The sequence below is a fragment of the Pseudomonas sp. GW821-FHT01D09 genome, assembly GCF_059422465.1.
The window spans coordinates 1-26,192 of record NZ_JBWKWY010000010.1; the positions used below are offsets into that span (position 1 = coordinate 1).

The 26,192-nt window shown below is 61.6% G+C and carries 23 protein-coding genes; 8 read left to right on the forward strand and 15 right to left on the reverse strand.

Annotation, left to right across the window (positions count from 1 at the left end):
• Nucleotides 1-112: 112 nt before the first annotated feature.
• From AC07W7_RS11945 to AC07W7_RS11960, 4 genes are all read right to left on the reverse strand, one after another.
• Complete coding sequence (locus AC07W7_RS11945; RefSeq protein ID WP_057959116.1) at nucleotides 113-553, reverse strand: CBS domain-containing protein; 441 nt, start codon at nucleotides 551-553, stop codon at nucleotides 113-115.
• 124 nt (nucleotides 554-677) lie between these two features.
• Complete coding sequence (locus tag AC07W7_RS11950; RefSeq protein ID WP_495039364.1) at nucleotides 678-2,627, reverse strand: DNA topoisomerase III; 1,950 nt, start codon at nucleotides 2,625-2,627, stop codon at nucleotides 678-680.
• A 166-nt stretch (nucleotides 2,628-2,793) separates the two neighbouring features.
• Nucleotides 2,794-4,419, reverse strand: a complete 1,626-nt coding sequence (locus AC07W7_RS11955; protein WP_099168147.1) for an MFS transporter — start codon at nucleotides 4,417-4,419, stop codon at nucleotides 2,794-2,796.
• Nucleotides 4,420-4,519: 100 nt separating this feature from the next.
• Nucleotides 4,520-6,166: a GMC family oxidoreductase gene (locus tag AC07W7_RS11960; protein ID WP_495039365.1), complete on the reverse strand. Its 1,647-nt coding sequence runs from the start codon at nucleotides 6,164-6,166 to the stop codon at nucleotides 4,520-4,522.
• 130 nt (nucleotides 6,167-6,296) lie between these two features.
• On the opposite strand from AC07W7_RS11960, the gene AC07W7_RS11965 reads away from it, so the two are divergent.
• A complete protein-coding gene (locus tag AC07W7_RS11965) occupies nucleotides 6,297-7,184 on the forward strand; it encodes a LysR family transcriptional regulator (RefSeq protein WP_099168149.1) in 888 nt (295 codons plus the stop codon).
• Between the two features lie 140 nt (nucleotides 7,185-7,324).
• On the opposite strand, the gene AC07W7_RS11970 is transcribed toward AC07W7_RS11965, so the two are convergent.
• The 5 genes from AC07W7_RS11970 to AC07W7_RS11990 all read right to left on the reverse strand — a co-directional run bounded on the left by AC07W7_RS11970 (nucleotide 7,325) and on the right by AC07W7_RS11990 (nucleotide 14,801).
• Nucleotides 7,325-9,184 carry a DUF3857 domain-containing transglutaminase family protein gene (locus tag AC07W7_RS11970; protein WP_495039366.1) on the reverse strand — a complete coding sequence of 620 codons (1,860 nt, stop codon included), beginning with the start codon at nucleotides 9,182-9,184 and terminating at the stop codon, nucleotides 7,325-7,327.
• Between the two features lie 150 nt (nucleotides 9,185-9,334).
• Complete coding sequence (locus AC07W7_RS11975) at nucleotides 9,335-10,432, reverse strand: DNA alkylation repair protein (protein ID WP_495039367.1); 1,098 nt, start codon at nucleotides 10,430-10,432, stop codon at nucleotides 9,335-9,337.
• A gap of 122 nt (nucleotides 10,433-10,554) precedes the next feature.
• A complete protein-coding gene (locus AC07W7_RS11980; RefSeq protein WP_236309898.1) occupies nucleotides 10,555-11,901 on the reverse strand; it encodes a glutamine synthetase family protein in 1,347 nt (448 codons plus the stop codon).
• Between the two features lie 22 nt (nucleotides 11,902-11,923).
• Nucleotides 11,924-12,481 (reverse strand): helix-turn-helix domain-containing protein, encoded by a 558-nt coding sequence (locus tag AC07W7_RS11985; RefSeq protein WP_076962583.1) that lies wholly within the window; start codon nucleotides 12,479-12,481, stop codon nucleotides 11,924-11,926.
• A gap of 154 nt (nucleotides 12,482-12,635) precedes the next feature.
• Nucleotides 12,636-14,801, reverse strand: coding sequence for a WG repeat-containing protein (locus AC07W7_RS11990; protein ID WP_495039368.1), 2,166 nt, complete (start codon nucleotides 14,799-14,801; stop codon nucleotides 12,636-12,638).
• A 177-nt stretch (nucleotides 14,802-14,978) separates the two neighbouring features.
• On the opposite strand from AC07W7_RS11990, the gene AC07W7_RS11995 reads away from it, so the two are divergent.
• Complete coding sequence (locus AC07W7_RS11995) at nucleotides 14,979-16,169, forward strand: MFS transporter (RefSeq protein WP_076962585.1); 1,191 nt, start codon at nucleotides 14,979-14,981, stop codon at nucleotides 16,167-16,169.
• A 71-nt stretch (nucleotides 16,170-16,240) separates the two neighbouring features.
• On the opposite strand, the gene AC07W7_RS12000 is transcribed toward AC07W7_RS11995, so the two are convergent.
• The 3 genes from AC07W7_RS12000 to AC07W7_RS12010 form a co-directional block, all read right to left on the reverse strand.
• Nucleotides 16,241-16,489: a DUF1652 domain-containing protein gene (locus AC07W7_RS12000; protein WP_076962586.1), complete on the reverse strand. Its 249-nt coding sequence runs from the start codon at nucleotides 16,487-16,489 to the stop codon at nucleotides 16,241-16,243.
• Between the two features lie 11 nt (nucleotides 16,490-16,500).
• Nucleotides 16,501-16,752 (reverse strand): CsbD family protein, encoded by a 252-nt coding sequence (locus AC07W7_RS12005; RefSeq protein ID WP_076962587.1) that lies wholly within the window; start codon nucleotides 16,750-16,752, stop codon nucleotides 16,501-16,503.
• A 131-nt stretch (nucleotides 16,753-16,883) separates the two neighbouring features.
• Nucleotides 16,884-18,380, reverse strand: a complete 1,497-nt coding sequence (locus AC07W7_RS12010) for a PAS domain S-box protein (protein WP_099168154.1) — start codon at nucleotides 18,378-18,380, stop codon at nucleotides 16,884-16,886.
• Nucleotides 18,381-18,601: 221 nt separating this feature from the next.
• Between AC07W7_RS12010 and AC07W7_RS12015 the strand changes: the two genes are divergently transcribed.
• Both AC07W7_RS12015 and AC07W7_RS12020 read left to right on the forward strand, forming a co-directional pair.
• Complete coding sequence (locus tag AC07W7_RS12015; protein ID WP_495039369.1) at nucleotides 18,602-19,570, forward strand: hypothetical protein; 969 nt, start codon at nucleotides 18,602-18,604, stop codon at nucleotides 19,568-19,570.
• An 80-nt stretch (nucleotides 19,571-19,650) separates the two neighbouring features.
• Complete coding sequence (locus AC07W7_RS12020) at nucleotides 19,651-20,277, forward strand: transglycosylase SLT domain-containing protein (RefSeq protein ID WP_076962590.1); 627 nt, start codon at nucleotides 19,651-19,653, stop codon at nucleotides 20,275-20,277.
• A 40-nt stretch (nucleotides 20,278-20,317) separates the two neighbouring features.
• Here AC07W7_RS12020 and AC07W7_RS12025 read toward each other — a convergent pair whose 3' ends face one another.
• Both AC07W7_RS12025 and AC07W7_RS12030 read right to left on the reverse strand, forming a co-directional pair.
• Entirely contained in the window at nucleotides 20,318-21,487 is a 1,170-nt protein-coding gene (locus AC07W7_RS12025) for a hypothetical protein (protein ID WP_495039370.1), read from the reverse strand.
• Between the two features lie 14 nt (nucleotides 21,488-21,501).
• Complete coding sequence (locus tag AC07W7_RS12030) at nucleotides 21,502-22,389, reverse strand: nitrilase family protein (RefSeq protein ID WP_495039371.1); 888 nt, start codon at nucleotides 22,387-22,389, stop codon at nucleotides 21,502-21,504.
• 183 nt (nucleotides 22,390-22,572) lie between these two features.
• On the opposite strand from AC07W7_RS12030, the gene AC07W7_RS12035 reads away from it, so the two are divergent.
• The 4 genes from AC07W7_RS12035 (at nucleotide 22,573) to AC07W7_RS12050 (ending at nucleotide 25,517) form a co-directional block, all read left to right on the forward strand.
• The gene (locus tag AC07W7_RS12035; protein WP_076962593.1) at nucleotides 22,573-22,917 is read left to right on the forward strand and encodes an FKBP-type peptidyl-prolyl cis-trans isomerase; all 345 of its coding nucleotides are present in this window, start codon (nucleotides 22,573-22,575) and stop codon (nucleotides 22,915-22,917) included.
• Nucleotides 22,918-23,087: 170 nt separating this feature from the next.
• On the forward strand, nucleotides 23,088-23,339 hold the full coding sequence (locus tag AC07W7_RS12040) for a hypothetical protein (protein ID WP_495039372.1): 252 nt from the start codon (nucleotides 23,088-23,090) through the stop codon (nucleotides 23,337-23,339).
• Between the two features lie 130 nt (nucleotides 23,340-23,469).
• Complete coding sequence (locus AC07W7_RS12045; protein ID WP_099168156.1) at nucleotides 23,470-24,690, forward strand: putative DNA modification/repair radical SAM protein; 1,221 nt, start codon at nucleotides 23,470-23,472, stop codon at nucleotides 24,688-24,690.
• Entirely contained in the window at nucleotides 24,687-25,517 is an 831-nt protein-coding gene (locus tag AC07W7_RS12050) for a TIGR03915 family putative DNA repair protein (RefSeq protein ID WP_495039373.1), read from the forward strand. The genes AC07W7_RS12045 and AC07W7_RS12050 overlap by 4 nt, the downstream gene beginning before the upstream one ends.
• A gap of 165 nt (nucleotides 25,518-25,682) precedes the next feature.
• On the opposite strand, the gene AC07W7_RS12055 is transcribed toward AC07W7_RS12050, so the two are convergent.
• Nucleotides 25,683-26,180 carry an Lrp/AsnC family transcriptional regulator gene (locus tag AC07W7_RS12055; protein WP_029296543.1) on the reverse strand — a complete coding sequence of 166 codons (498 nt, stop codon included), beginning with the start codon at nucleotides 26,178-26,180 and terminating at the stop codon, nucleotides 25,683-25,685.
• Between the last annotated feature and the right edge of the window lie 12 nt (nucleotides 26,181-26,192).

A 26,192-nucleotide genomic window follows, 5' to 3' on the forward strand; every position in this document is an offset into this window, starting at 1 on the left:
CGATAGCGGTGGATCAGTCAGTAATTTTTTTGACTGATCCACCGCTATCGCGAGCAAGCCCGCTCCCACATAAGCCTGTGTTCACATTGGCTTCAAGGTGTTTTGGTCAATGCTATTCGCCGCGGATGTACTGTTCCAATTGCTGGATCAGTGCCGCCTGCTCGGCGATGGCTTCCTTGACCAGGTCACCGATGGACAGCAGGCCCAGCAGTTCTCCTTCTTCCACCACTGGCAGGTGGCGCAGGTGGCCGTCAGTCATGATGCCCATGCAATCTTCGACGCTTTTGTGGGTATCCACGGTGATTGCCGGGGAACTCATCACTTGGTGGACCTGGGTGGTCGTCGAGGACAGTCCATGGAGAATCAGTTTGCGCGCGTAGTCGCGCTCACTGATGATGCCGACGACCTTGCCGTCCTTGACTACCGGCAAGGCGCCGACGTTCTTCGCTGCCATCACCACCAACGCTTCAAACACGGTGTGATTCCACTGGATGGTATGGACTTCCTGATTCTTCTGGTCCTTGGACTTGAGCAACTGTGCGACGGTCTTCATGGTGGCCACCCCGGTTTTGTTATTCGGCAGTGCCTACAGAATCCTAGACCGCTGGCGCCAGGGCAAGACCCAAAGCGGCGTATATCCGCTTGAAAAGCGTCACTACCCGACTTTTTTTGCTATTTCAGCCCTTGTTTGCCGGTTTTGCCGCCCGTTTCGGGCTGGCGCCGGCCTTTCGCTTCGCCGGCTTGCGCTTGTTTTTCCAGGGGGTGGCACCACGGCCTGCCGGGCTGGCCGGGCCGCTGATGGTCATTTGCATGCCGTTGCAGCGCGCCACTTGCCTGCTCATCCAGGCTGCCTGTTTGGCCACGAACTCCTCTAGGCTCATCTCGCCGCTTTGCACCATGTCCAGCGCCTGCTCCCAGATGGCGGTGGTGCCGGGGTCGGCAATCGCCCTGGGCACCGCGTCGATCAGGCTGAAGGCCGCCGGTGTGGCAGACAGTGCCTTGCCGTTTTTGACCAGGTAACCACGGTCCAGCAGGCCCTGGATGATTCCGGCCCGCGTCGCCTCGGTGCCGATGCCGGTGGTGTCCTTGAGCTTTTGCTTGAGCAACGGGTCCTCCACCAGTTTGGCGACGTTCTTCATCGCCTTGATCAGGTCGCCTTCGGTGAAAGGCTTGGGCGGTTGGGTCCACAGGTCCTTGAGGTTGACCTTCGCCACTGCGTAATCCTGGCCCTGCACCAACGCTGGCAAAGGCTGTGGCGCTGGTGCCTCGCGGCCCTTGCTGGGCGCCAGGGCTTCGGGCAAGGCGCGCTTCCAGCCCGGCTCCACCACCACTTTGCCTATGGCGCGCAACGCTTGGCCGGCACAGTCGAAGTCTGCCTGGGTGCGGTCATATTCGTGGTTGGGCAGGAACTGCGCCAGGTAACGGGCGCGGACCAGGGTGTAGACGGCGCGGTGCTTGCCGGCCAGTTGCGCGAGGTCCTTGCCGGCGCCGGTGGGGATGATGCCGTGGTGGGCGCTGACCTTGGCGTCGTTCCAGGCACGGGAGCGGCGTTGTGCATCGAGGTGCGGCATCAGCGCGCTCACGGCTGGGTCGGCACGCCCGAGTGCCGCAAGAATGGTCGCCGCGTCGCCGTGCTGGCTCACGGGCAGGTAGCCGCAGTCGCTGCGCGGGTAGGTGATGACCTTGTGGGTTTCGTAGAGAGACTGGGCGATATCCAGGGTTTCCTGGGCGCCGAGGCCGAGTTTCTTCGAGCAGATCTCCTGCAGCGTGCCCAGGTCAAAGGGCAGGGGTGCCACTTCGCGCATGCGTTCGGTGCGCAACTTCACCAACTGCGCGCTGGCCGCGTTGCTCATTGCCGTCGCCGCCTGGCGTGCCCGCTCTGGGTTGAGGCAGCGACCCTGGTCGTCACACAGGTCGTCGGCAGCGCGCCATTGCGCGATAAAGCTCATCTGCTGGTGCAGCAACTCGACATCAATGGCCCAGTAAGCCACCGGGACAAAGTCGGCAATGCTGCGGTCGCGGTCCACCACCAGGCGCAGGGTCGGGGTTTGCACCCGGCCCACCGGCAACACGCCCTGATAGCCGGACTGGCGGCCGAGCAGGGTAAACAGGCGGCTCATGTTCATGCCGATCAGCCAGTCGGCGCGGGAGCGGCCCAGGGCCGAATGGTAGAGGCTGAAGGTGTCTGCGCCCGGCTTCAACGAGGCCAGGGCCTTGCGGATCGAGGCATCGTCGAGCGCCGACAACCACAGGCGCTGGATCGGCCCGCGATAGCGGCAATGCTCCACCAGCTCCCGGGCGATCATCTCGCCCTCGCGGTCGGCATCGGTGGCAATCACCAGCTCCCGGGCTTCCCCCAGCAGGCGCTTGACCGCCTTGTACTGGCTGGCGGTCTTGGGCTTGACCGTCATCTTCCATTTTTCCGGGACAATGGGCAGGTCGGCCAGCACCCAGCGCTTGTACTTGGCATCGTAGGCGTCGGGCGGGGCGGTTTCCAGCAAGTGGCCGATGCACCAGGTGACGGTGACATCGGTGCCCAGCCAGCACCCCTCGCCCCGGCGCCGGGCGCCAAGCACGGCCGCGATATCCTTGGCCTGGGAGGGTTTTTCACAGAGGAACAGCCGCATGTTCAGCCCATTGGTTACACCGTTGAATAGGCGAAGGATGGGCAAAAGAAGGGAATTGAGCAACCTTTATCTGGATGGATATACAGCAATTTGTGTGGGCAGCGGGAAACCAATCTGGGAGCGGGCAAGCTCGCTCCCACAAGGGATTTGCAGTGCTTGGGGGATATTAGTTCTTATCCAGATCCACGTTCTTGGTTTCCTTCAGGCATAGCAGCCCCACGATCAGGCTCACCCCGGTAATCACCACCGGGTACCACAGCCCGTAGAAAATATCGCCGGTGTACACCACCAGGGCAAACGACACGGTTGGCAGGAACCCGCCAAACCAGCCGTTACCGATATGGTAGGGCAGGGACATGGAGGTGTAGCGGATGCGCGTCGGGAACAGTTCCACCATCAGCGCGGCCAGCGGGCCATAGCACATTGCGGCGATCAGGATCAGGGCGACGATCAGCACCACCACCATGGTTTTGTTGACCTGGGCCACGTCCGCCGATTTCGGGTAGCCGGCCAGGGTCACGGCGCCGCGCAGGGCGTCTTCGTCGTAGCCGTCGATGCGCACATCGCCGATGCTCACTTGCACGGCGCTGCCGGCCGGTGCGGCTTCGCTGCTGTAGGGCAGGCCCTGTTTGACCAGGAAGGTCTTGACCTTGTCGCATGGGCTGTCAAAGCGCGCCTTGCCCACCGGGTCGAACTGGAAGGTGCAGGTGGCTGGGTCCGCCAGTACGGTGATCGGGGCCTGGCGGCTGGCCTGGTCCATGGCCGGGTTGGTGTAGTGGGCCAGGCCCTTGAAGATCGGGAAGTACAGCGCGGTGGCCAGCAGCAGGCCGACCATCAGCACCGGCTTGCGCCCCCATTTGTCCGACAGCCAGCCGAAGAAGATAAAGAACGGCGCGCCAATCACCACGCTGATGATCAGCAGCATATTGGCCAGGGCCGGGTCCATCTTCAGAAACTGGGTCAGGAAGAACAGCACGTAGAACTGCGCCGCGTAGAAGGTCACGGCCTGGCCGGCGTTGATGCTGAACAGCGCAATCAGCACCACCTTGAGGTTTTCCCAGTTGCCGAACGACTCGCGGATCGGCGCCTTGCTGGCCTTGCCTTCCTCTTTCATTTTCAGGAACGCGGGGGATTCGTGCAGGCTCATGCGGATCCAGGTGGAAATCCCCAGCAGCACGATCGACAGCAGGAACGGCAGGCGCCAGCCCCAGACTTCAAATTGATCGCCGGTGAAGTAACGGCAACCCAGCACCACCAGCAACGACAGCAGCAGGCCAAGGGTGGCGGTGGATTGAATCCAGCTGGTGTGGAACCCGCGCTTGCCGGCCGGGGCGTGCTCGGCGACATAGGTCGCGGCGCCGCCGTATTCGCCGCCCAAGGCCAGGCCCTGGAGCATGCGCAGCACCACGAGGATGATCGGCGCGGCGATGCCGATGCTGGCGTAGGTGGGCAACAGGCCCACACAGAAAGTCGCCACGCCCATCAGGACGATGGTGGCGAGGAAGGTGTACTTGCGTCCGATCATGTCCCCCAGGCGGCCGAACACCAGCGCGCCGAACGGCCGCACCACAAAGCCGGCGGCAAAGGCCATCAGGGCGAAGATAAAGGCCGTGGTGTCGTTGACCCCGGCAAAAAATTGCTTGCTGATCACCGCCGCGAGGGCGCCATAGAGGAAAAAGTCATACCACTCGAACACCGTCCCCAGGGACGAGGCGAAGATGACCTTTTGCGACTCCTTGCTGGTGACAGTGGCGCCCGGCAGGGCGTCCAGGGGTTGAGCACGTTCTGACATGGGGTAGTCCTCACAGTGATTATTTATTGTTGTCCCACTGTCGGCGCCAACTTCAGCGCCGCTCTTGCCCGGCCGGCGCGAGCAAACTCGCGCCGACAGGTCATGCCGGTGTTGTCAGTTCTGGTTCGGGGCTGAAGTTCCTTGTGGGAGGGGACAGGATCAGTTGCGCGGCTTTTTCCGCGATCATCAACGTGGGTGAGCAGGTATTGCCGGAGGTGATGCGCGGCATGATCGAGGCATCGGCGATGCGCAGGCCGGGTACGCCATGCACGCGCAGTTGGGCATCGACCACGGCGTCTTGACCATGGCCCATGCGGCAGGTGCCGACCGGATGAAAGATCGTGGTGCCGATCCGCGCCGCGGCTTCCTGCAATTGCTCGTCGCTTTGCAACGCCTCACCGGGCAGGTATTCCACCGGGTTGAACGGGCGCAGGGCCTGGGCGCCGACAATGCGCCGGGTCAGGCGGATGGCCGCGGCGGCCACGCGTAAATCTTCTGGATGGCTCAGGTAGTTGGGCTGGATCAGCGGCGTGGCCGCCGGATCGGCCGAGCGGATATCGATGCGTCCGCGACTCTGTGGGCGCAAGTCACAGACCGACGCGGTAAACGCCGGGAATGTGTGCAGCGGCTCGCCAAAGCGTTCCAGCGACAGTGGCTGCACGTGGTATTCGAGGTTGGCCGAAGTCTGCTCCGGCCCCGAGCGGGCGAAGGCGCCGAGTTGGCTGGGGGCCATGGACAGCGGGCCGCTGCGGTCATACAGGTATTGCAGGCCCATGCCCATCTTGCCCCACACGGAGCCGGCGATCTGGTTCAGGGTGCGGGCGTTTTCCAGCTTGTAGATCAGCCGCAGTTGCAAGTGATCCTGCAGGTTGCCACCGACCCCTGGCAGTTCGTGCCGCACCTCGATGCCCAAGGGCTTGAGCACGCTGGCAGGACCGATACCGGAGCGCTGCAGGATGCCGGGCGAACCCACCGCCCCGGCGCACAGGATGATTTCCTTGTGGGCTTGCCACGTCACCACTTGCCCTAGCTGGCGGCCCACCACGGCACTGGCGCGCCCGTGTTCCAGGAGCACGCGGTCGACTTCTACGCCCGTGAGTACCGTGAGGTTGGCGCGCTGGCGGATGGGCTTGAGAAACGCCTTGGCCGCATTCCAGCGCACGCCGCTTTTCTGGTTGACCTGGAAGTAGCCACACCCCTCGTTATCGCCCTGGTTGAAGTCGTCGATGCTGGCGATACCGCTTTGCTTGGCGGCTTCGCGGAAGGCGTCGAGGATCGGCCAGTGCAGGCGCTGTTGTTCCACGCGCCATTCGCCGTTGTCGCCGTGCAGGGGCGAGGCGCCGGCAAAGTGGTTTTCGCTGTGTTTGAACAGCGGCAATACATCGTCCCAGGCCCAGCCGGGGTTGCCTTCGGCGGCCCAGCCGTCGTAGTCGCGGGCCTGGCCGCGCATGTAGATCATGCCGTTGATCGACGAGCAACCGCCCAATACCTTGCCCCGTGGATAGCTCAGGGCACGGCCTTGCAGGCCTGGCTGGGCCTCGGTCTTGAAGCACCAGTCGGTGCGCGGGTTGCCGATGCAGAACAGGTAGCCGACGGGGATATGGATCCAGGGATAGTTGTCGCGCCCGCCCGCTTCAAGCAGCAACACGCGATGGGCAGGGTTGGCGGACAGTCGATTGGCCAGCAGGCAGCCCGCAGGGCCGGCGCCTACCACCACGTAATCGTATTGCGCAGGTGCAATAGTCATCTGGGGTCTCGCTTGTTTTTCTTATTGGCTTCATCCTAGTTGTTAGTTTTCGTCTTAAAAATGTTAGTTTTTACCCAGCTGCTGTGCGTTTTTAAACAGCGCTGCGCCCATGGCCGAGAAGGGAGGTGGCATGTTCGACTGGAATGACCTGCGGTACTTCCTGGAGTTGCAGCGCAGCGGGCGCCTGCTTACCGCCGCCCAGCGCCTGAAAACCACGCATGCCACCGTGGCCCGGCATATCGAGGCCATCGAGAAAAGCCTCGGCACGGCGCTGTTTGTGCAGCACGCCCAGGGTTATGAACTGACGCCGTCGGGCGAAGCGCTGCTCAAGCATGCCGAAGCCATGGAGAACGTTGCGCTGTTGGCCGAAGAGGAACTGACCCATTCCGCCGCGCCCCTGGGCAAGATTCGCCTGGGGGTGGCCGAAGGCTTGGGGGTGATGTTCCTCGCCAGCCGTATGGGCGGCCTGTTCGAGCGTTATCCAGGGCTGGAAGTGGAATTGGTGGCGGTGCCGCGGTTTGTCAGCATCCTCAACCGCGAGGCCGAGATCAGCATCCACCTGGAGCGCCCCAGTGTCGATCAACTGGTCACGCGCAAACTCACCGATTACCGCCTGGCCCTCTACGCCAGCCGCAGTTACCTGGCGCGCACGCCGGCCATCGAGAAACGCGAAGACCTGGCCGCCCATGCCTGGATCGATTACGTCGACGACCTGTTGTTCAGCCAGGAGTTGAAGTTTCTCAGCAGCTTTTGCCGCAACCCCCGGGTGGTATTCCACAGCACCAGCGTGATTGCCCAGCACCAGGCCGCGCGCTCGGGGTTGGGGGTTGCCGTGTTGCCGTGCTTCATGGCCGCCGGCGACCCGGACCTGGTGCCGTTGTTGCCGCAGGAAAGCATCCAGCGCAGCTACTGGATCAGCTCCCGGCGCGAATTGCACAAGTCGGTGCGGTTGCGGGTGTTGTGGGATTACGTGGTGGAGTTGTGCGCCCAGGAACAGGGGCTGTTGTTGGGCGAGTAGCGAAGGGCAAGGGGGCTTTACAGAGATCAAATGTGGGAGCTGGCTTGCCAGCGATGGCGGTGTATCAGTAGCAGATAAGTTCACTGACCCACCGTCATCGCAGCCTCGCAGGGCGAGACAGCTCCCACATGGGTGTGGGCTTAGAGTTTTACCGTCTGATGCACCTGTTCACCACACGCCCGGGCATCGTTGATCATCTTTTCAAACGGTGCACTGACGATTTCATCATGGCTCAACCAGCGCACTTTCTGGGTCAACCGGTAGTGGTAGCGCAAGCCATCCTTGAGCCGTTCGCCATCGAGTTCCAGGTCATACCAGGGCGAGTTGACCTTGCAGCCCTGGACCGGCTTGTCCATCTGCCCGCCGGTCAAGGTAACGGTGTAGTCGAGGGTGTCTGGATTGCCCAGGTACAGGTCGCCCTGTTGCCCGTTGCGGCGGTAGTTGAGCAGTTCGTCCCACTTCTCCTTCAGGGACTGGTCGGTGTAGACATAGCCTTCGTCGAGTTTTTCCAGGGCGCCCAGGTCGGTCATGCTGGCCTTGACTGTATAGGTGTCGGGTTGCACGAACCCGGTGGGCTGGCGGGAGACCTGGCAATCGCTGATCTCGCGGCCGAAGTTGTCGCAGATGTTCTGGTCGGTGGCGGTAGCCCCTTGTTCGCGGTCCGCGATGCTCAACTGCATCAGCGTCAGGCGGCTGAAGGTGATGCTGGCGCGGGTCGTGCCGTTGCCCTGTTTGTCATAGTGCACCTGCTTGTCCAGGCGGATGCTGGTGTCAGGGCGCGCCAGGGGGATGTGTTCCTCGCGCACCCGGCCCTGGGCATCGTTGACCAGCACCCAGCGGTCCTGGATATCGGGCAGGGTCTGGCCCGGGGCGAACACCGGGTTGGTCGGGTCCAGCCACCACACTTGGCCGGCCACTTCGGCACGCACGATGGCATGGTTGGGCGCGCCAGTGCCCGGCACCAGCAGCGCCTCCACCACATCCCCACGGCTGACCCAGGCAGTTTCGGCCTTGATCCCGCTGGCCTTGAGCATGGCCGCCAGGAGGATCGCCAGGTCTTTGCAGTCGCCATAACCGTGCTGTTCGATCTCCGCCAGGTTAAACGGCACATAGCCGCGATCGGTGGCCCGCCAGTCACCCAGGTAGCGGTAGTGGTCGTTGATGTGCTGCATCAGGCCGGCCACTTGCTGCGCCGGGTCCAAGCCCTTCACCGCGGCAACGGCGGCGGCACTGCCAGCCGGCAGTTTGGCGGCGAGGATCTGGTTGTAGCGCTGGGCAAAGCCGCCGAAGTGCTTTTGCACATCCAGGCTGCTGCCCACTTCGATACGTGGGATCAGGCGGATATAGGCGTGGCCCGATTCGTTGATGTAGTTGAGATAGGTCGGCGCCTTTTGCTCGATATCCAGGGTCTTGCGATTGACCGAGGGGGTAATGGTGAAGCCGTCCATCAACTCGGCGCGCCACTCGATGGGCCGTTCCGCGGTGAAACGCGCCTTGAGCCGGTCGCGCCGGGCATTGCTGGGGCCGAACTGCAGGGCGTAGTGGAACTCGGTCATCAGCGGCTTGGCCGGGTGATGTTCGCGCACGGTATAGCGGACCTGCGTGCCGACCCGCAGGTTGGGAAAAGCCAATGACGTTTGCTTGAGCCTTGAAAACCCCTGGTCGGGGTTGGGCGCGGTGCGCGTATCGATCTGCGACGCGTCCAGCGCCTGGGGCTTGCCGCCGGGTTGGGTGGACTCGGCGTGCAGCACTTCAAAACCATCGCCTTCGGCATAGTTGAAGTCGATTCGCGACAAGATCTCCCGGCCGCTGGGCTGGAGGATGGTGTAGCGGTAGGTGGTGGTGCAATCGGTGCTGGCATCGCGGTTGAAGTGGCAATGCAGCTCGGATTCATTGGCAAGTGCCGCTTCGGCCATGGGTTGCAACGCCGCATGAGCGGTGTGCGAAACAAGCCCCAGACTGGCGCAAATCAAAGGGCGGTAAAACGAGAAACGGTGCATGGGCGCCTCGGGTGGAACGTTGACACGGATACCCTGGCAGGTATCAAGAGGTTTCAGATGATAATGGATCGCAACACCAAAGGCCAGTATTGTAGGACAATAAATATCGCTGAAAGGCCCGTGATAGAGCCTTTAGCTTCGTAGGAAGGGTCAGCCGAGCAGCTCGAATCCGCTGCTGGCCAGGCGTTCGCCGTTCACCAGCACATGCACGGTGTGCTGGCCAGGGTAGTGCTTGCGCGTGCTCATGTCGCGGATGTGCTGGCCACGCAGCACGGTATGCCGTTCACCCGCGCCGAGGGTAAAGGCCTTGAGCTTGAACACCTTGGCGGCGCTATGGCCGGCGCTTTTTACATAGTCAATGGCGTAGTCCACCACCAGTTTTTGCGGGGCGCTGGCCATGGATTCCAGGGTAAACGACAGGTTGATGCGCTCACCCAGGCGAATCACCGCCGGCTCGACCTTGAACTGGTGGATCTGCACCTCGGCCCGCGCGCCTGCGCCCATGATCGTCAACGCGCGGGTATTGCCCTGCTTGATCAGGCTGCGCAGGGCGTGGCGGGCGATCCAGGCGGTGTGGGGGTTGTCCAGGGACCAGTGCTCGATCATCTCCAGCACCCAGTCGGGGTGGTCCTTGGTGATGTCGTTGAGGTGGTTGGCCACGGACTTGCGCACATACAGGCTCGTGTCAGCCTTGAGGTTATCCAGGATCGACGCGCACAGGCGCGGGTCGGCCTGTACCCGGGCCAGGCGAAACGACCACGGCAACCTCGGGCGCGAACCCTCGCTGGCGAGGCGGCGTACATGTTCATTGTCATCCAGCGACCACTGCTGCATCACCGCCAGGGTGCGCTCGAAATCCTTGAGCAGAAATGCCCGCACGGCAAACTCGGCAGAGCCAAAGGTGGTGAAGTACTTGAGCGCCGCCATCGAGCGCTGGAAGTCATCCAGGCCATAGCTGGCCACATAGTGCCCGAGGAACAGGCTGACAAAACCACTGTTCAGGCGCGGGGCCAGGGCATACAGATGCGGGAGGGTGCGCGCGTAGTCCAGGGGCATCACCGCATGCAGGCTTTCACTGACCCGGGCCATGCGCTGCATCACCGACAAACCGGCGAGGTCGCGGCTGGCGTGCTTGAGAAACCCCCTGGCATCGAATGGCGGGTACACCGCGCTCATCTCATCGGCGATGTGCTGCAGGCGTTCGAGGTTGAAGATTTCCTTGAGGGCAGGGGCGCTTTGGTCGGTCATGGGCAGTCCGCAGGAGAGGGCGATGGTCGGGCTTTTTCAAAATAACACCTTACTCAAGGCCACGAAGCTCAAAATGTGGGAGCAGGCCAGCTCCCACAAGGGCTGTGCAGGGTGCTCGGTATCTACAGATACCAGCGATATTCCCGCGCATTGATCTCCTGCTGGAAGGCCAGGTGATCCTGGCGTTTGTTTTCGCAATAGACGTCGACAAACTCCGCGCCCAAGCCTTCGCGCAGGGCCGGTTGCTGCTGCATGGCGCGCACGGCCTCAAGCATTTCCAGGGGGAAAGCCTGGCCGCTGGCGCGGTCTTCGTTCAGCGGTGCGATAGGTTCGCGCGCCGCCTCCAGGCCGTGTTCAAGCCCGACCAGGATCGCCGCCAGCACCAGGTACGGGTTGGCGTCGGCACTGGCCAGCCGATGTTCGATCCGCAGGTTGCGCGGGTCGGACTCGGGAATGCGCACGCAGGCATCCCGGTCCTCATAGCCCCAACTGGCCTGGGTGGCCGCATTGACCGTACCGCCCAGGCGGCGGAAGGCGTTGTGGTTGGGCGAGAAAATCGGCATGCAGTGCGGCAGCAGTTCCAGGCAGCCCGCCACCGCGTGGCGCAAGGGCTGTTGCTGGTGCGCCGCCAGCAGGTTGTTACCGGCGGCGTCGTACAGGCTGACATGCACATGCATGCCACTGCCCGGATGTTGCAGGTAGGGCTTGGCCATGAAGCTGGCGCGATAGCCGTGCTTGAGCGCCACGCCACGGGTGCTGCGGCAGAACAGGGCGGCCCAGTCGGCGGCGCGCAGGCCGTCGTCGAGGTGGCCGAAATTGATCTCGAACTGGCCGGGGCCCAGCTCGGCGGTGATCACCGTAATGTCGATCCCTTGGGCCTGGGCGGTCTGCACCATGTCATCGAGCACCGGGGCGAAACGCGACAGCCGCTCGATATGCAGGGTCGGTTGGTCATCGGGGTCGTCGCTCAACGGGTCGCGGGCAAATTGCGGCAGGCCGTCGGCGAGTTTGCGGTCGAACAGGTAGAACTCCAGCTCGAACGCCACCACCGGGTGAATGCCCTTGCCGTGCAAGCGCTCCAGGACCTTGGCCAACACTTCGCGGGGTTCAAATTCGATGGGGGCTTCGGTGCCGTCGGAGGTGATCAGCATCTGCCCCAGGGGTTGCGCTTCCCAGCTCACCGGCTTGAGCGTGCCGGGCACCAGGCGGCGGTTGGCGTCGGGGTCGCCGTCGTGGAAGCAATAGTCGCCGATCTTGAACAAACCGCCCTGGGCGCCCAGCAGCACCGCGTTCTGTGGCAGCTTCAGGGGGCTGCCGGCGGCGACTTTTTCCAACATTTCAACCGGGTAGCGCTTGCCGTAGAAACGCCCGGGGATGTCCAGGGCAATCAGGTCGACGTAACGTACCTCGGGATGGTTCTGGCGAAAGGTCCGCACTTCGGCCAGTAACGTGGCGCAATGGCTTTTCACGGGTGACGCTCCTTGGTGTGCCTCAGTTATAGACCCACAGCACGCGGGCCGGCAGGTCGGTCAGGTTGCCGTAGCGGCAGTGGGCGAAACTGGCCAGGTGAAAGCTGTCGCCGGGGCCGAGGGTGACCGCGTCGGCCTCGCCTTCGACCCACAGCGTCAGGTGGCCTTCAAGCACAAAGCCGGCCTGTTCGGCGCGGTCGCTCATGGTTTGCTCGCCACTGTTGGCGCCGGGTTCGAGCAGGCTGTCGAGGATCGAAAACGCCCCCTGCATGCTGGGCGAGACGAGGATGTCGGTGATGCCATTGGCGTAATACACCGTGCGCCGCTCGTTGGGGCGGGTGACCCAAGCCACCGTCTTGGGCTTGGACAGGCTGTAGAAGTAGGTGGTGGGCACGTCCAGCGCATGGCTGATGGCCGTCAGGTCCGCCACGGTCGGGCGCGACAACCCGCGCTCGACCTGGGACAGGAACCCCACGGAGCGCTCGATCTTTTGCGCCAACTGGGCCAGGGTCAGTTTTTTGTATTTACGCAGGTCGTGGATCAGGATCGCCAGGGCGTCCAGTTCTTCTTGTTTGTCCATGGGGCTTCGTGAAATTCTTTTCTAAAAATTTCATGAAAAATTACAGGATTAATTTCACGGGCGCAAGAGCCCCCCCTTGTAGGAGCGAGCTTGCTCGCGAAAAACCCACAGGCTCCCTGATAGCGCTGGGTTATCGCTGGCAAGCTGTATCAACTCACTCGCGCTCGAAGCTATCGGTCTGGTTGCCATCGGCATCGAATACATTGATTCGGTTCGGCACCTGCGTATCCCAGATGCTATAGGTCGCCTCGTTGCTGTTGGACGGGAAGCTGTAGCTGGTATACGAACCCAGTTTTTTCACCACGCGGTTGTTTTTGTCGATCAATACCAGGCCTTCAAACCCGTCCATTTGCGCTGAGGCCAGGTTTTTCTGGAAGGGGTTGAGTGTGCTGTAGGTCACCGGCACGCGCAGTTTGCCGTGCACATCGATGGCGCCATAGCGGCTGCCCTTTTGCACCACCGCCATGCCGTTGGAGAACGGGTTGACGTCATCGAAGGGCAGGCTAAAAGGCAGCGCCTTGCCCTGTTCGTTGATAAAGCTGTATTTGCGGCTGCCACGGTCCTGGATCAGCAAGGGCTGGCCCTGGATAAACTGGCCGAAGACCGTCGCGCTGGCCGGGTTGAGTTTTTTCATGCCCAGGTCGTAGACGTCGGTTTGCTGCTTGTCGGCAGAGGTGGCGTAGATAAACGCGCCTTCTGCGTTAACGCTGGAATAGCGCGGCGCCAGCAGTTCCTGGCCACTCAGGCTCCAGGCGCCGTACAGCGAGTCGGAACCATAGGTTTTCTGGCCCGGACGGGCGATGAACACATTGCCGATGACATTGGGGTTGATGTACTTCATCGGCACCACGAGCTGCAATTTCTTGACGTCGTAGATGCCATAGGGGCCGTTGGTTTCGCGCTGGACCACCACCAGCCGGTCGTTTATCTGCTTCTCGATGCTCTCGAACGGCAGTTCATTGAGGGTGTGGGTCCCCGGCACAAAGGCAAAGTACTTGAACAACAGCTGGCTCCAGCCCTCGCCCGAGGATTTTTCGCCGACCATCATCTGGTAGACATCGGGCATCTCGGTGTACTCGATACGCTCGAAGCGTGGCTTGACCACCCATTTTCCCTGGTTATCGATAAAGCCCTTTTTTTCGCTGGCACTGTCGAAGGCAATGTAGCGTTCACGGGGGGGCAGGCTGTTGCTCAGTTCCAGATCGATCGTCTGCGGTTGCGCCGGCTCCAGCAGGTAGATGACCACACTGGCAGGTGTGTCTTCAAACTGGTAAGTCACCTGGACATTGCTCAGCTCGCTGTCTGAGCTGGGCAGGCTGCTGGCGAATTTTTCCAGATGATCCTGCACGGCCGCGGCACTTTTGAAGTCGGCGAAGTTATCTGCCATGCGCAGCAGTTCGTTGTAGTACGCCTGCAGGTTGGCCTTTTGTTCGGCCGTGGGCGAGGTGTTGGTGCTGCTGCCGCCGCTGTACAGGGTCTTGCCGTCGGCGGTCAGGCCCTGGATCACATAGGACTTGTGCTTTGGCGTGGCCAGTTGCAGGGCGGCGCGTGAATCGCCCAGGGCTGTCAGCTGGTAAGCCTCGCCGTTTTCACCGGTGGCTTTCGGGTTGGCCGGGTCCAGCAGGATTTTCCTGAAGCCTGGGTAAGCCTGGTAGTGCAGGGCAACCTGGAGGCGTTCAACCGGCTTGTTGACCTTCAGCTCGGTGCTGGTGTGGTTTGGCTCTGCTTCACGATTGGCGTCCTCAAGGACCACATCGGCGAACGGCTGTTGGGTGCCATCGCGAAAATGCACGGTCTGGATCTGGTAGCTACCTTGGCTTTCCTGATCCGGCAGCGCGCCAAGCTTGAGGGTGTCGCGGATCGCTTCGACATCCAGGTTGAGCCCGGAGCCATTGTCGAAAAACACCTGTTGGAAGTGCAGCGGTGTTTGCTTGAGGGTGGTCAACGCCGCCTTCAGTTGTTGATCGGGGAAGGGCGCGAAGGGCTTTTCGTAGCTCAGTTCTTTCTGGGCCTGGGGCTCGTTGGACGCGGGGGTGGCCGGGCCGATTTCCAGGCGCATGCTTTCGATCATCGTGATGCGATTGAGGCTGTCGCGCATATCGAGGATCAGGTAATTCAGGCGTTTTTTCGCTTGCGCCAAGGGCAGGTCCCGAATGCCATCCACACCGCCCTCATCGAGCTGTGCCTCGCTGTACTCGGCGCCTTCAAGCAGGTCGGTGTCAGCATTGCGGCCCAGCAGGTAATACGTTGCGCCGCCGATCACCGCGATCACAATCAAGGCGCTGGCCAATAGTTTGGTGCGCGGCAGAGCTGTTTTCATTGTTCTTGGACTCGTCAGTAGGCTGGCGCAAAGAGAGTAGTACCGTATACACGTTATTCAGGATTGTGGATTTAAATTTTGCATAAATGCATAAAACAGCCTTTTCTGCCGCTCATCCTGCGTTAAGGTAGCGGCTTATTCCCCGCGCAACGCATGCCGCGAGGCAAAGAGAGCAGGATGCTTAAAACCATAAGAAACTACCCCCGCAGCGTAAACCTGCTGCTGTCAGCCACGCTGATTCTGACCCTGGCCAAGGCGATCACCTTTCCGTACATGGTGATCTACTTGTCCAGCCACTTTGCCCTGGGCATCAGCGAAGTGGGCCTGGTGATCGGCAGTTCGCTGATCGTCGGTTCCCTGCTGAGTGTGTATGGCGGTTTCCTCGTGGACCGGGTCAACAGCTACCGGCTGTTGCTGGGCCTGAGCCTGCTGTTCGTGCTGGGGTTTGTCGGCACGCTGCTGGCCCGCGAGCTGTGGCTTTTCTACAGTTGCCTGATCCTGATCAACCTGGCGTATGCGGTGATCGATGTCGCGGTCAAGGCCGGGTTTGCCAGCCTGTTGCCCGTCGATGCGCGCAGTGAAGTGTTTTCCATCAAGTACACCCTGACCAATATCGGCTATGCGGTAGGGCCGTTTTTGGGGGCGATGGTGGCCAAGGTCGATATGAGCCTGCCGTTTGTCTTGTCGGTGCTGCTGGGGATCGGTTTCTTCCTGCTCTACTGGCGCTGGGGCGACCGCAGCCTGGCGACGGTGGACACCGCGCAAAAGCCGGTGCCCTTCCTCGCGGTGGGCCGGGTGCTGCTGCGCGATCATCGCCTGGTGTGCTTCACCCTGGGCGGATTGCTGAGCGCGGTGGTGTTCGGGCAGTTCACTGCCTACCTGTCGCAGTACCTGGTGACCACTTCGGACGCCGAATACACCTACAGCGTAATCAGCGCCATCCTGACCACCAACGCCCTGCTGGTGATCGCTCTGCAATACGTGATTGGCCGGCAGATCAGCCACCGTCACCTGAGCCGCTGGCTGCTCCTGGGGCTGGGCATGTTCATGCTGGGGGTGATGGGCTTTGCGCTGTCCACCAGCGTGTGGTGGTGGGTGGTGTCGATGGCGATCTTTACCGTGGGGGAAATCATCGTGTTCCCCGCCGAATACATGTTTATCGACCGCATCGCCCCGGACCACCTGCGCGGCATGTACTACGGCGCGCAAAACCTCTCCAACCTTGGCGCCGCGCTGGGGCCGGTGTTATGCGGGCTGGTACTGGCCAGCCTGCCGGCGCACTACATGTTCTACATGCTGGCGGGGTTTATCGTGGCCGGGGGGTTGTTCTACTTTATCGGTGCATCGTTGAAGCCACGCTCTTTGTAGGCGTGGCAAGACTCACGCGCGGAGCTGTATCCCCTATCCCACAGGGGATAAGTGCCTACAAAGGGGTGGGGTCAGATGGAGATCGCCCCGCCCACGGTGTTGCTGTGCAACTCATAGCGCAGTTCCTCGACCATCGTCGCGACGTCCTGCGGGGTCTTGAGCTTGTTCACGCTGATCCCGGTGACGACCAGGTCCACGCGGCCGCTTTCGGCATCAAATACCTTCAGCGTCAGTGATGAGTCGCGGCACAGGGTGAATTCGCAGGTCAGCGGCAACAGGGCTTCTTCGATGCAGTTTCGCAGTTGGGCCAGGGTAAACATGCCAGCCCCCATTAACGACGACGCAACAACAGGCCCAGCAGCAGACCCACGCCAGCCACGATTGCCACGGTGGCCAGGGGCTTGCGTTGGGCAAAGTCGCCAACATTGTCCAGCACATCGCCATAGGTCTGTTGCAGTTGGCCGGCTGCCTGGCGGGCTACGCCCCGGGCCTGGAGTTGTTCGTCATCGGTCATCTCGCCGAGGAAATCCTGAGCCTTGCCCACGGCTTTTTCAACGCGGCCTTTGACCTGTTCACTTTTCATGATGCCTCCTTCAAGGGCAAAAAATCACCATGACCCAGGGCTTCACACCCTGTGCCTACCCTTCAAGGTTAAGCAGCGTATCGGCGTGCAATAAGGCGAATTTGCACTGGTAGCCCTAGTGCATTTGCACCTTATTTTGCGGTTTTTACCCGTCGCTCCCCGGCAAACAGCCCGCGTTCCCGGGCCCAGACGATGGCGGCACTGCGGCTGTGCACATTGAGCTTGGAATACACCGTGGCCACATGATTGCGCACGGTATTGGGCGCCAGCTTCAGGCGCGAGGCGATTTCCTTGTCGGCCAGGCCTTCGCAGATCAACCCCAGCACATCCCGTTCGCGGGCGGTCAGGTCGGTGAAGGCGATGTTTGGCAGGTTGGGGCTGTTGACGCTCTTGGCGTTGGCCAGTTTTTCGATCAGGGTCTGGCTGAACCAGGATGCGTCCTTCATCACTTCCTCGATGGCCGACACCAACTCCAGCTCCGAGCGTTTGCGCTCGGTGATATTCATCATCACCAGCAGGTAACAGGCGGTGTCCTGGATGCACACGGTGTCAGCCGACACCACGCAATCAATCACCTCATGGCCTTTCTTGCGGATCTTCAGGTCATGGCCGTCGAGGTTGCCGGCTTTTTCCAGGGTGGCGAACAACTGCGTGCAGGCGTCGCGGTTGTCGATAAAGTTGATCTCGCTGATGGATTTGCCGATCAGTTCTTCACTGGTATAGCCGGTGATGCTCATGAACGCATCGTTGACGTCCACCACCTGCAAGTTGTCTGCATCGCACACCAGGGTTGGCACCGGTGTCAGGCGGAAGGACTTGGCAAAGCGCTCCTCGCTCTGGCGCAGGGCGGTCTCGGCCTTGCGCCGGGGCTCAAGGTCGGTGAAGGAGAACAGCATGCATTCCTCATCGTTCATATCCAGCGGCTGGCCGGCGACAATCACCAGCTTGCTGCCGCCTTCGGGCAGCTTCAGCTCGGCTTGCATCTGCGGGATGGTTGCCCCTTCGCTCAGGCGCTGGATGGCCAGCTCCTTGCGCTCGGCCTGTTCCAGCACGTCCAGTTCGTACACCGAGCGGCCGATCACCTGGTCGCGGTTGTGGCCGGTCATTTCCAGGAAACCCTGGTTGACCTTGATATAGCGCAAATCACTCAAGCGGCAGATCACCGCCGGCGCCGGGTTGGCGTTGAAGGTCTTTTCAAAGCGCTGTTCGGCGCTGGCCCATTCGGTGGCGTCGCTCAAGATCAGCACCAGCAACTCCGGCTTGCCGGCGCTGTCGGTGAGCGCCAGGCTGCGCAGGCGATGGACCCAGGTGCGGTCGGTGTCGGCGGTGGGCGTGACTTCGACCACCACGTCACTGAATTCTTCACCGTTGGCCACCCGGCTCAGCGGATAGGCCTCCAGGGCCAGCGGGTGATTGTTGCGATAGCGCAGGCCAAAGCGCTCGGCGTATTCGGCGGTGTTGGCCCCCAGCCCGGCAATCTCGTCCAGGCCGTGCATGGTCAGCGCCGCCTCGTTGGCCCAAAGGATTGTCTGATCGATCTCGGCAAGAATCACCCCGTCGGACAGGCCGGAAATGATCTGCTGCAATTGGCGGCGATTGGTTTCTTGGGCGAGGACGGCCTGGCTCATGGTTTCTCCAAAATGGCGACATAACGACAATGGCACCTCCTGCTTCCTGTAGGAGGGCATGTCTGGCTGGTGTGGAGTACGACAACTGGCCTTGAGCATAGTGCAGACCGATTCGGCTTGGCGGGGTGCGAATGCACCAGCCCGCCTAGTGCAATTGTGCCGAGACCGTAGGCGTCGGCCTGGACACACTGACGGCCTACTCATTTGTCCAAGGAAAGATCATGACCCCTTTATATGAAACCAGCCGCTCGCCCTTTCGTGTGTCCTGGGGCTCGGTACTGGCCGGTAGTGCAATTGCCCTGGTGACCTACCTGGTGCTCAGCGTACTGGGCACCGCCATCGGCGCCAGTGCGGTCGACCCCATGGCGGCTGGCAACCCGTTGAGCGGTTTTGGCACCGGTGCTGGCATCTGGCTGTTTGTCTCCACACTGTTGGCGATTGGCGTGGGTGCTTTCGTCGCCGGCCGCACCGCCCCGGATCGCGGCGGCCTGCATGGCGTCCTGAGCTGGACCATCACCACCTTGCTCACCACCTGGCTGCTGGCGGCATTGGCCACCAGCGTGGTCGGCGCCGCAGGCAATGTGGTGGGCAAAGGCCTGTCGGCGGCCGGTAGCGGCATTGCCGCCGTGGCCCCCGGCATCAGCGACAGCGTCAAGCAGCAGATGGACGAAAAGGGCATCCGCCTGGATTGGGAGAGCCTGCAGGGCGAACTCGACACCTTGCTCAAGCAAAGCGGCAAGGCTGAACTGGATCCGGCTAACGTCGAGCAAAAAGCTAACCAGGCGGCCGCAGATGGCGAGCAAGCGGCCACTGAGGCCGCCACCAACCCGGCCCAGGCCGCGACCGAGCTCAAGCAATGGTTCGAGCGCGTCAAGGCTTCCGGTGAACCGGCGTTGAATGCCGCCGACAAAGAGGCGCTGGTCAACATCGTCGCCGCCCGCACCGGCAAGAGCCAGGCCGAGGCCAGCCAGATCGTCGAGAACTATGCCCAGGCTTATCAGCAGGCCGTGCAGAAAGTCGAAGAGCTCAAGGCCCAGGCCGAACAAAAGGCTCGCGAAGCGGGTGAAGTCGCAGCCAAGCAACTGTCCCGCGCAGCGTGGAGCACCTTGTTGATGTTGGTATTGGGGGCCGCCTTGAGCTTTGGCATCGGCCGCCTGGCCATTTCGACCCGCAAAGTACCCGTGGCTTGATCAAGGCCCGTTGATGTCTTGACCCCAACACCTGGCGTGAGCGCGTAAACTGTCGGCTTTTTACGCGCTCACGCCAAGGTATGCTTTTGACCCCGCTAAAAACCACAACCCTGTTGTTGCTCACCAGCCTGCTGGCGGCGTGCGGCACCTCACCGCCACGCACCCCTGACGACATCTGCGGCATCTTCCGCGAAAAAGACGACTGGTACGACGCAGCCAAAGTCACCCAGAAGCGCTGGGGCGTGCCGATCCAGGTGCCGTTCGCCATCATGTATCAGGAGTCGGGCTTCCGGCAAAACGCCAAGACCCCGCGCAAATACCTGCTCTGGATCATCCCCTGGGGCCGCGTCAGCACCGCCGCCGGCTACGCCCAGGCCAAGGATGAAGTGTGGGGCGACTACCAGAAAAGCACCGGCCGCAACTGGGCCAGCCGCCAGGACTTCGACGATGCCATCGACTTTGTCGGCTGGTACATGGACAAGACCGCCAGCATCAACGGCGTGTACAAATACGACGCCTATGGCCAGTACCTCAACTACCACGAAGGCTGGGGCGGCTACCGTAACCGCACCTACGCCAGCAAGGCGTGGCTGTTGCCGGTTGCCGGCAAGGTCAAGGCCCGCTCCGATCTGTATGCGCGCCAGTATGCAGGGTGCAAGGCGGATCTGGAGCGGGGGTTCTGGGGGCGGTTTTGGCGGTGGTTGTGAGGCCGGAAGCGGGTAAGGCACATGAGCCTTACCCGCTTGTTTACGCGACCAGTCTTCCCACCAGAGGCACAATCAACAAGGTGCTCAACGCCATCGAGATCACGTTGCCGATATACGGATGAAAGTGGGGGGGCAGTCGCCCTGCAATGGCACAGGCCAGAGGCGGCGCCAGCAGTGCGCCAAGCAACGCACTGGAGCCGATCACCATCCAACTCCCGCCATGGGTCAGCACCGCTGCCGGTACGACCGACACCAGCGGCACATAGGTGGGATACCAACCGCGCTTGATCCACTGGCTGCGCCAGAGTACGACGCCCAATGCCGATGTCAGTGCCTGGGCGCCTATCAGTTGCAGCACCAGCCCCGAGCCATAGGCGGCGCTCATGGGGTTCAAGGCATAGGCCAGCAGGACACCCGCCAGCAGGCCAAGGCTGGCCCATTCATTGCCAAAAAACGGCGCTTCGGTAAAGTCCGCCAGGACCCGGCGCAGGCTCCAGGCCACGCCATAAGACTGTGGCTTGACCGGCACCGGCCTGGTCGGGGCGATATAGCCGGAGCGCACCAGCGCCGGGACGCGCCGACAGACTACAAAGGCAACCACACTGCCTAGCGCCATGCCCAGTACGTTGCCAATCACCACGGGCAAACCCAGGGGGACGCACACAAAATTGACGATCAGCAAGCACAGGGGCGTGACCAGTAGGGCGCCCAGCAGCGCACCGTTGAGGGTGACCTTCCAGCCACCCCCAAACATCAGCACCATCGCCGCCGGCAGGGAAACAAACGCGGCGAAGGTGGGTTGCCAGGTGTCAGCAGTGACCGTCCACCCCCACAACAGGTTGCTCAACAGCAGGCCCAGCAGGGAGCTGCTCACCAGCCACGGCCACAGCCCACTGCCGTAGCAAATCGCAAAGCCTTGCCAGCGCTTGCCGGTGCGGCTGGCCCACCAGGCCAGGTAGGCCCCCGCCAGCAACCCGAGGGAGGCCAGTTCATGCTTGTAGAAGGCTACCTCGCTGATATCCCCCAGTACCCAGCGTAGCCAGGCGATTGGCTCGGGAAAACCCGCCACCATCTCGCCGTAGCTGGGCCAGGAGCCTTGATGGGTGAGGGTCGTCCAGAGGATCAGCAGGGCGCTGACGAGCCCCAAGGCGATGATTGCCTTATCGGCCTGAGATCGCTTGGTCCCGGGTTTCGTGAATAGATTTTCCATGGCCCACCCTCCCTTCAGCGTGGCAGGGCGGGGTGTTGGCAATACCCGAGCATCTGATCGTAGAGATCATTGCGCCGGTCACGTTGCAGGTCGTTGAGGCTGTTCCAGATCGGCGCACTGCGGGCGCTGGTCAGGTCGATATCGGCGAACAGGATTTCCTGGCGGTTGGCCGACGCTACATTGCCGATAGGCCAGCCATTGGTCCCGGCAATCAACGAACAGCCCAGGTAGCGTGCATCGCGCTCCTCACCGATCCGGCTGGCGGCGGCGATAAACACATTATTGACGTGGGCGGCGGTCATGGTCAGGTACGACGCCATGCATTTACCGGCCTCGTCGAACAGTGGCGGCGGTGTCCACACCCAGTTGTTGAGGCTGCAAATAATATCGGCGCCTTGCTGGCTGAGGATCCGTGGCACTTCCGGGAACCAGATGTCCCAGCAGATCAACAGGCCAATCCGTCCAATAGGCGTTTCAAACACTGGAAAGCCCAGGTTGCCGGGAGTGAACCAGAGTTTTTCCAGGTTCCACAAATGGGCCTTGCGGTACTTGCCGATCAACCCATCCGGGCCCAGCAACAGTGCAGTGTTGAACAACTGCCGGCCATCGATCTCATTCAGGCCCGCCACCAGATACACCTGGTGCGTGGCCGCAAACGCCATCCAGGCCTGCACACTGGCCCCGCCAGGAACAACCTCGGCATGCTCGAATGCATCCTGGCGGCTGTTGAAGAAGTAGCCGCAGTTCGATAACTCGGGCAGCACGATCAGGTTAGCTCCACCATTGACCGCCTCCGCGGCCAAGGCCAGGCTGCGATGAAGGTTGCTTTCGCGGTTACCCAGGCCGACCTGGGGGTCGAACTGCACGACAGCGACGCGGACAGGGCTTGTTGGTTGGCTCATTGGGGTGTGACCTCTTATTGTTGTGCAACCGGGGTGGTTGGTTTTTTATAAGAGGGGAAAAAATGGACGGGGTTAAGTCAGGCGCTTCTGGCTGAGGCGTAGCCTGGATCCTTTAGAGGGCGCTTGCCAAAGGCGCTTGGTTCTGGGAAAAAGCCAGCCAGTGTGAACCCTACGAGATCCTCCATGAACAACGAAGAACTGCAAATCACCGACATCCGCCCAGGCGACGGCAAGACCGTGGTCAAGGGGGCGCTGATCACCACTCAATACACCGGCACCCTGGAAGACGGTACGGTGTTTGATTCGTCCTGGGCGCGAGGCAAGCCGTTTCAGTGTGTGATCGGTAGCGGTCGGGTTATTAAAGGCTGGGACCAGGGCCTGATGGGGATGAAGGTCGGTGGGGTGCGCAAGCTGTTTGTGCCGGCGCATCTGGCGTATGGCGAGCGGGCGATGGGGGCGCATATCCAGCCCAACAGCAATCTGTGTTTCGAGATCGAGTTGCTGGAAGTGTTGACCCGTGATGATTGAAGGCCGCAAGCCCAGCTGCGCGTAGTGGCCGGCGATGCAGGACCTTTGCCGGATCGGGATCTGTGCGCCTCTCTAACTCGTATAGACCTGTCAGTTATGACAGTAGAGCCCACGGGGTATTTTTTATAGGCTGATGCTTGTCCATGGGAATCAGGCACAGGAGTCTCCTTATGAACAAGGCAGAGCTTATTGGTTACTTGAAAGAGCAAGTGCATACCAGCGCATTACGTATTTCACCCAAAGTCACCAAGTCAGACCGGATCGACGCGGCACGGATTACGCTCCTGATTTCACTCCTTAACGTGCTTTGCGGGTCAGCAAGCCCTGAGGACCTTGGGCATGTTGGCGCGATCAATGATGTTTTGCAGGCGTTGGGGGTCGTCGGTGAATCGGAAACCCTGTTAAGTGGTCTTACGCCGTAATGTCGACGTTCGGCTGTTCCCCGTAGGTTTTCAGCCTCGGGGGAATACTCGACCGTTCACCGGCCACCTCTTGAATGCGGGGCGATCCTTCTGATACTGTACAAAAATACAGTATATGGTGGCTCCCCCCATGCAGTTGATCGAAAAACTCAGCATCCTCGCGGATGCGGCCAAGTACGACGCGTCCTGCGCCAGCAGCGGGGCGCCCAGGCGCAGCTCCGAGGGCAAGGCCGGGCTGGGGTCGAGCGATGGCATGGGCATCTGCCACAGCTATACCCCCGATGGGCGCTGTGTGTCGCTGCTCAAGGTGCTGCTGACCAATTTCTGCCTCTACGACTGCCAATACTGCGTCAACCGCCGTTCCAGCGATGTGCCCCGTGCCCGGTTCAACCCGGAGGAGGTGGTGAGCCTGACCCTGGACTTCTACCGGCGCAATTGCGTCAGCGGGCTGTTTCTCAGTTCGGGGATCATCCGCTCGGCGGACTACACCATGGAGCAACTGGTGCGGGTCGCCAAGTTGTTGCGCGAGGTGCATGACTTTCGCGGTTATATCCACCTCAAGACCATTCCCGAAGCCGATCCTGCGTTGATTGCCGAGGCCGGGCGGTATGCCGATCGCTTGAGCGTGAACATTGAATTGCCCACCGATAAAAGCCTGCAGCTCCTCGCGCCCGAGAAGCAGATCGGTTCGATCAAGCAGGCGATGCAGACGATTTTTACCGGCGAGCAAACCGTGCTCAACGAGCCCCGGGCACCGCGTTTCGCCCCGGCCGGGCAAAGTACGCAGATGATTGTCGGCGCCGATGACACGGACGACAGCACTATCCTGCACGGGGCCGAGGCGCTGTATGGCAACTTCAAGTTGCGCCGGGTGTATTACTCGGCCTTCAGTCCGATTCCCAATAGCCCGAAAAGCGTACCCCTGGCGGCGCCGCCATTGATGCGCGAGCACCGGTTGTACCAGGCGGATTTCCTGCTGCGCAGTTATGGTTTCCGTGCCAATGAACTGTTCGCCGGGCCGGGGGATCTGGCGCTGGATATCGACCCCAAGCTGGCCTGGGCCCTGGAGCATCGCGAGGTGTTCCCGCTGGACCTGAACCGTGCCGAGGCGACGTTGATCGCACGTATCCCGGGGATTGGCCTGCGCACCACCGAACGCCTGGTGGCGCTGCGCCTGCAACGCAAGATCCGTTTTGAAGACCTGGCGCGCATGCGCTGCGTGCTGAGCAAGGCCAAGCCGTTTTTCATCACCAGCGACTACCACCCCCAGCAAGCGGAAAGCACCAGTGTGTTGCTGCGCGAGCAACTGCGCGACCGCCCGCTACCGCAACAGATGGGGTTGTGGGGATGATCAGCCTGGAATGCGACAACCTGTTCAGCACCTGGCGCGAGCAGGCGCGCTGGCTGCTCAGCCATCAGGTCGACCCCAGCCATGTCAGTTGGGGCGAAGCGGAAGTGGCGGACCTGTTCGCCACCGACGAGCACTACCCGGCGCACAACGGCCCGTTCCAGGCGCGCATTCCCAAGGCCCTGCTGGAGCTGTTGGAAAGTGCAGCCTGCTACCACGGCGAGCAGCGCTGGAGCCTGTTGTATGAAGTGCTGTGGCGCGTCAGCCATGGCGACCGCACGGCGATGATGGCGGGGGATCAACTGGGCAGCGAGTTGCAGCGGCGGATCAAGCAGGTGCGGCGCGAGGCCCATCACCTGCATGCGTTTGTGCGTTTTATCGCCCTGCCGGCGGCGGGCCCGGAGCTGCCGGAGTACGTGGCCTGGCACGAGCCGGCCCACGATATTTTGCACAGCGCCAGCCAGCACTTTGTCGGGCGCATGGGCCGTCATCGCTGGATGATCGCCACGCCCCTGGACGGGGTGTATTACGACGGTGAGCAGCTGATCCACCAACGCCAGTGCCCGGAGCAATGGCAGCAGTTGGCACAGAATGTCGAGGACCCACACAGTGCCATGTGGCTGACCTATTACAGCCATATCTTCAACCCGGCGCGGTTGAATCCCAAGGTCATGGAAGGGCACTTGCCGAGTCGATTCTGGAAGAATCTGCCGGAGGGTAAGTTGATACCGGGGTTGATCAGTGAGGCGCGGACGGGGAAGCAGCGGGATGGGCAGGCGAAGCTGATTGGTGAGCGCCCAGGCAAGCGGATTTCAAGCGGGCATGGTTAAAACATGTGGGGAAATATATGGGGGCTGGCTTGTGTGGGAGCTGGCTTGCCTGCGATGCAGACGCCTCGGTCTATCAGTTGTACTGAGGTGATGCTATCGCAGGCAAGCCAGCTCCCACACAAGCCAGCTTCCACATTGGATCTTCATCGCGACAGGGAATGGGGGTCAGGCCAACTCAGTCGCCGTATTTTTCACCACGGCCAACTCCGGGTGGGCCACCAGTTTATCGATGTGCAGCTCATCATTGTTCAACCAGGTTTCCGTCAGGACGCGGTAGTGCTCCATGTCCCGGCAGCGCATGCGCAGGCTGTAGTCGAAGGGGCCGCTGATCAGTTGGCACTCGAATACCTGCGGGCAGGCTTTGACGCAGGCTTCAAAAGCTTTTTGTGCCGAGCGCCCGCTCTGGTTAGACAAGGCCACCAGCACCAGCAAGGACAACCCCGGCGAGACCATCTGCACATCGATGATTGCGCCATAACCGCGGATCACCCCGCGCCGCTCCAGCTTGCGCACCCGCTCCAGGCAGGGCCTGGGCGTCAGGTGCACCAGCGAAGACAGCTTCTCGTAGGTGATGCGCCCCTGATGGCGCAGCACATCGATGATGGCTTCATCAATGCGATCCAGCGCAGGGGAGGAATGGGGTCCGTTGGCCTTGGTATCCATGGTCGGTTCTGT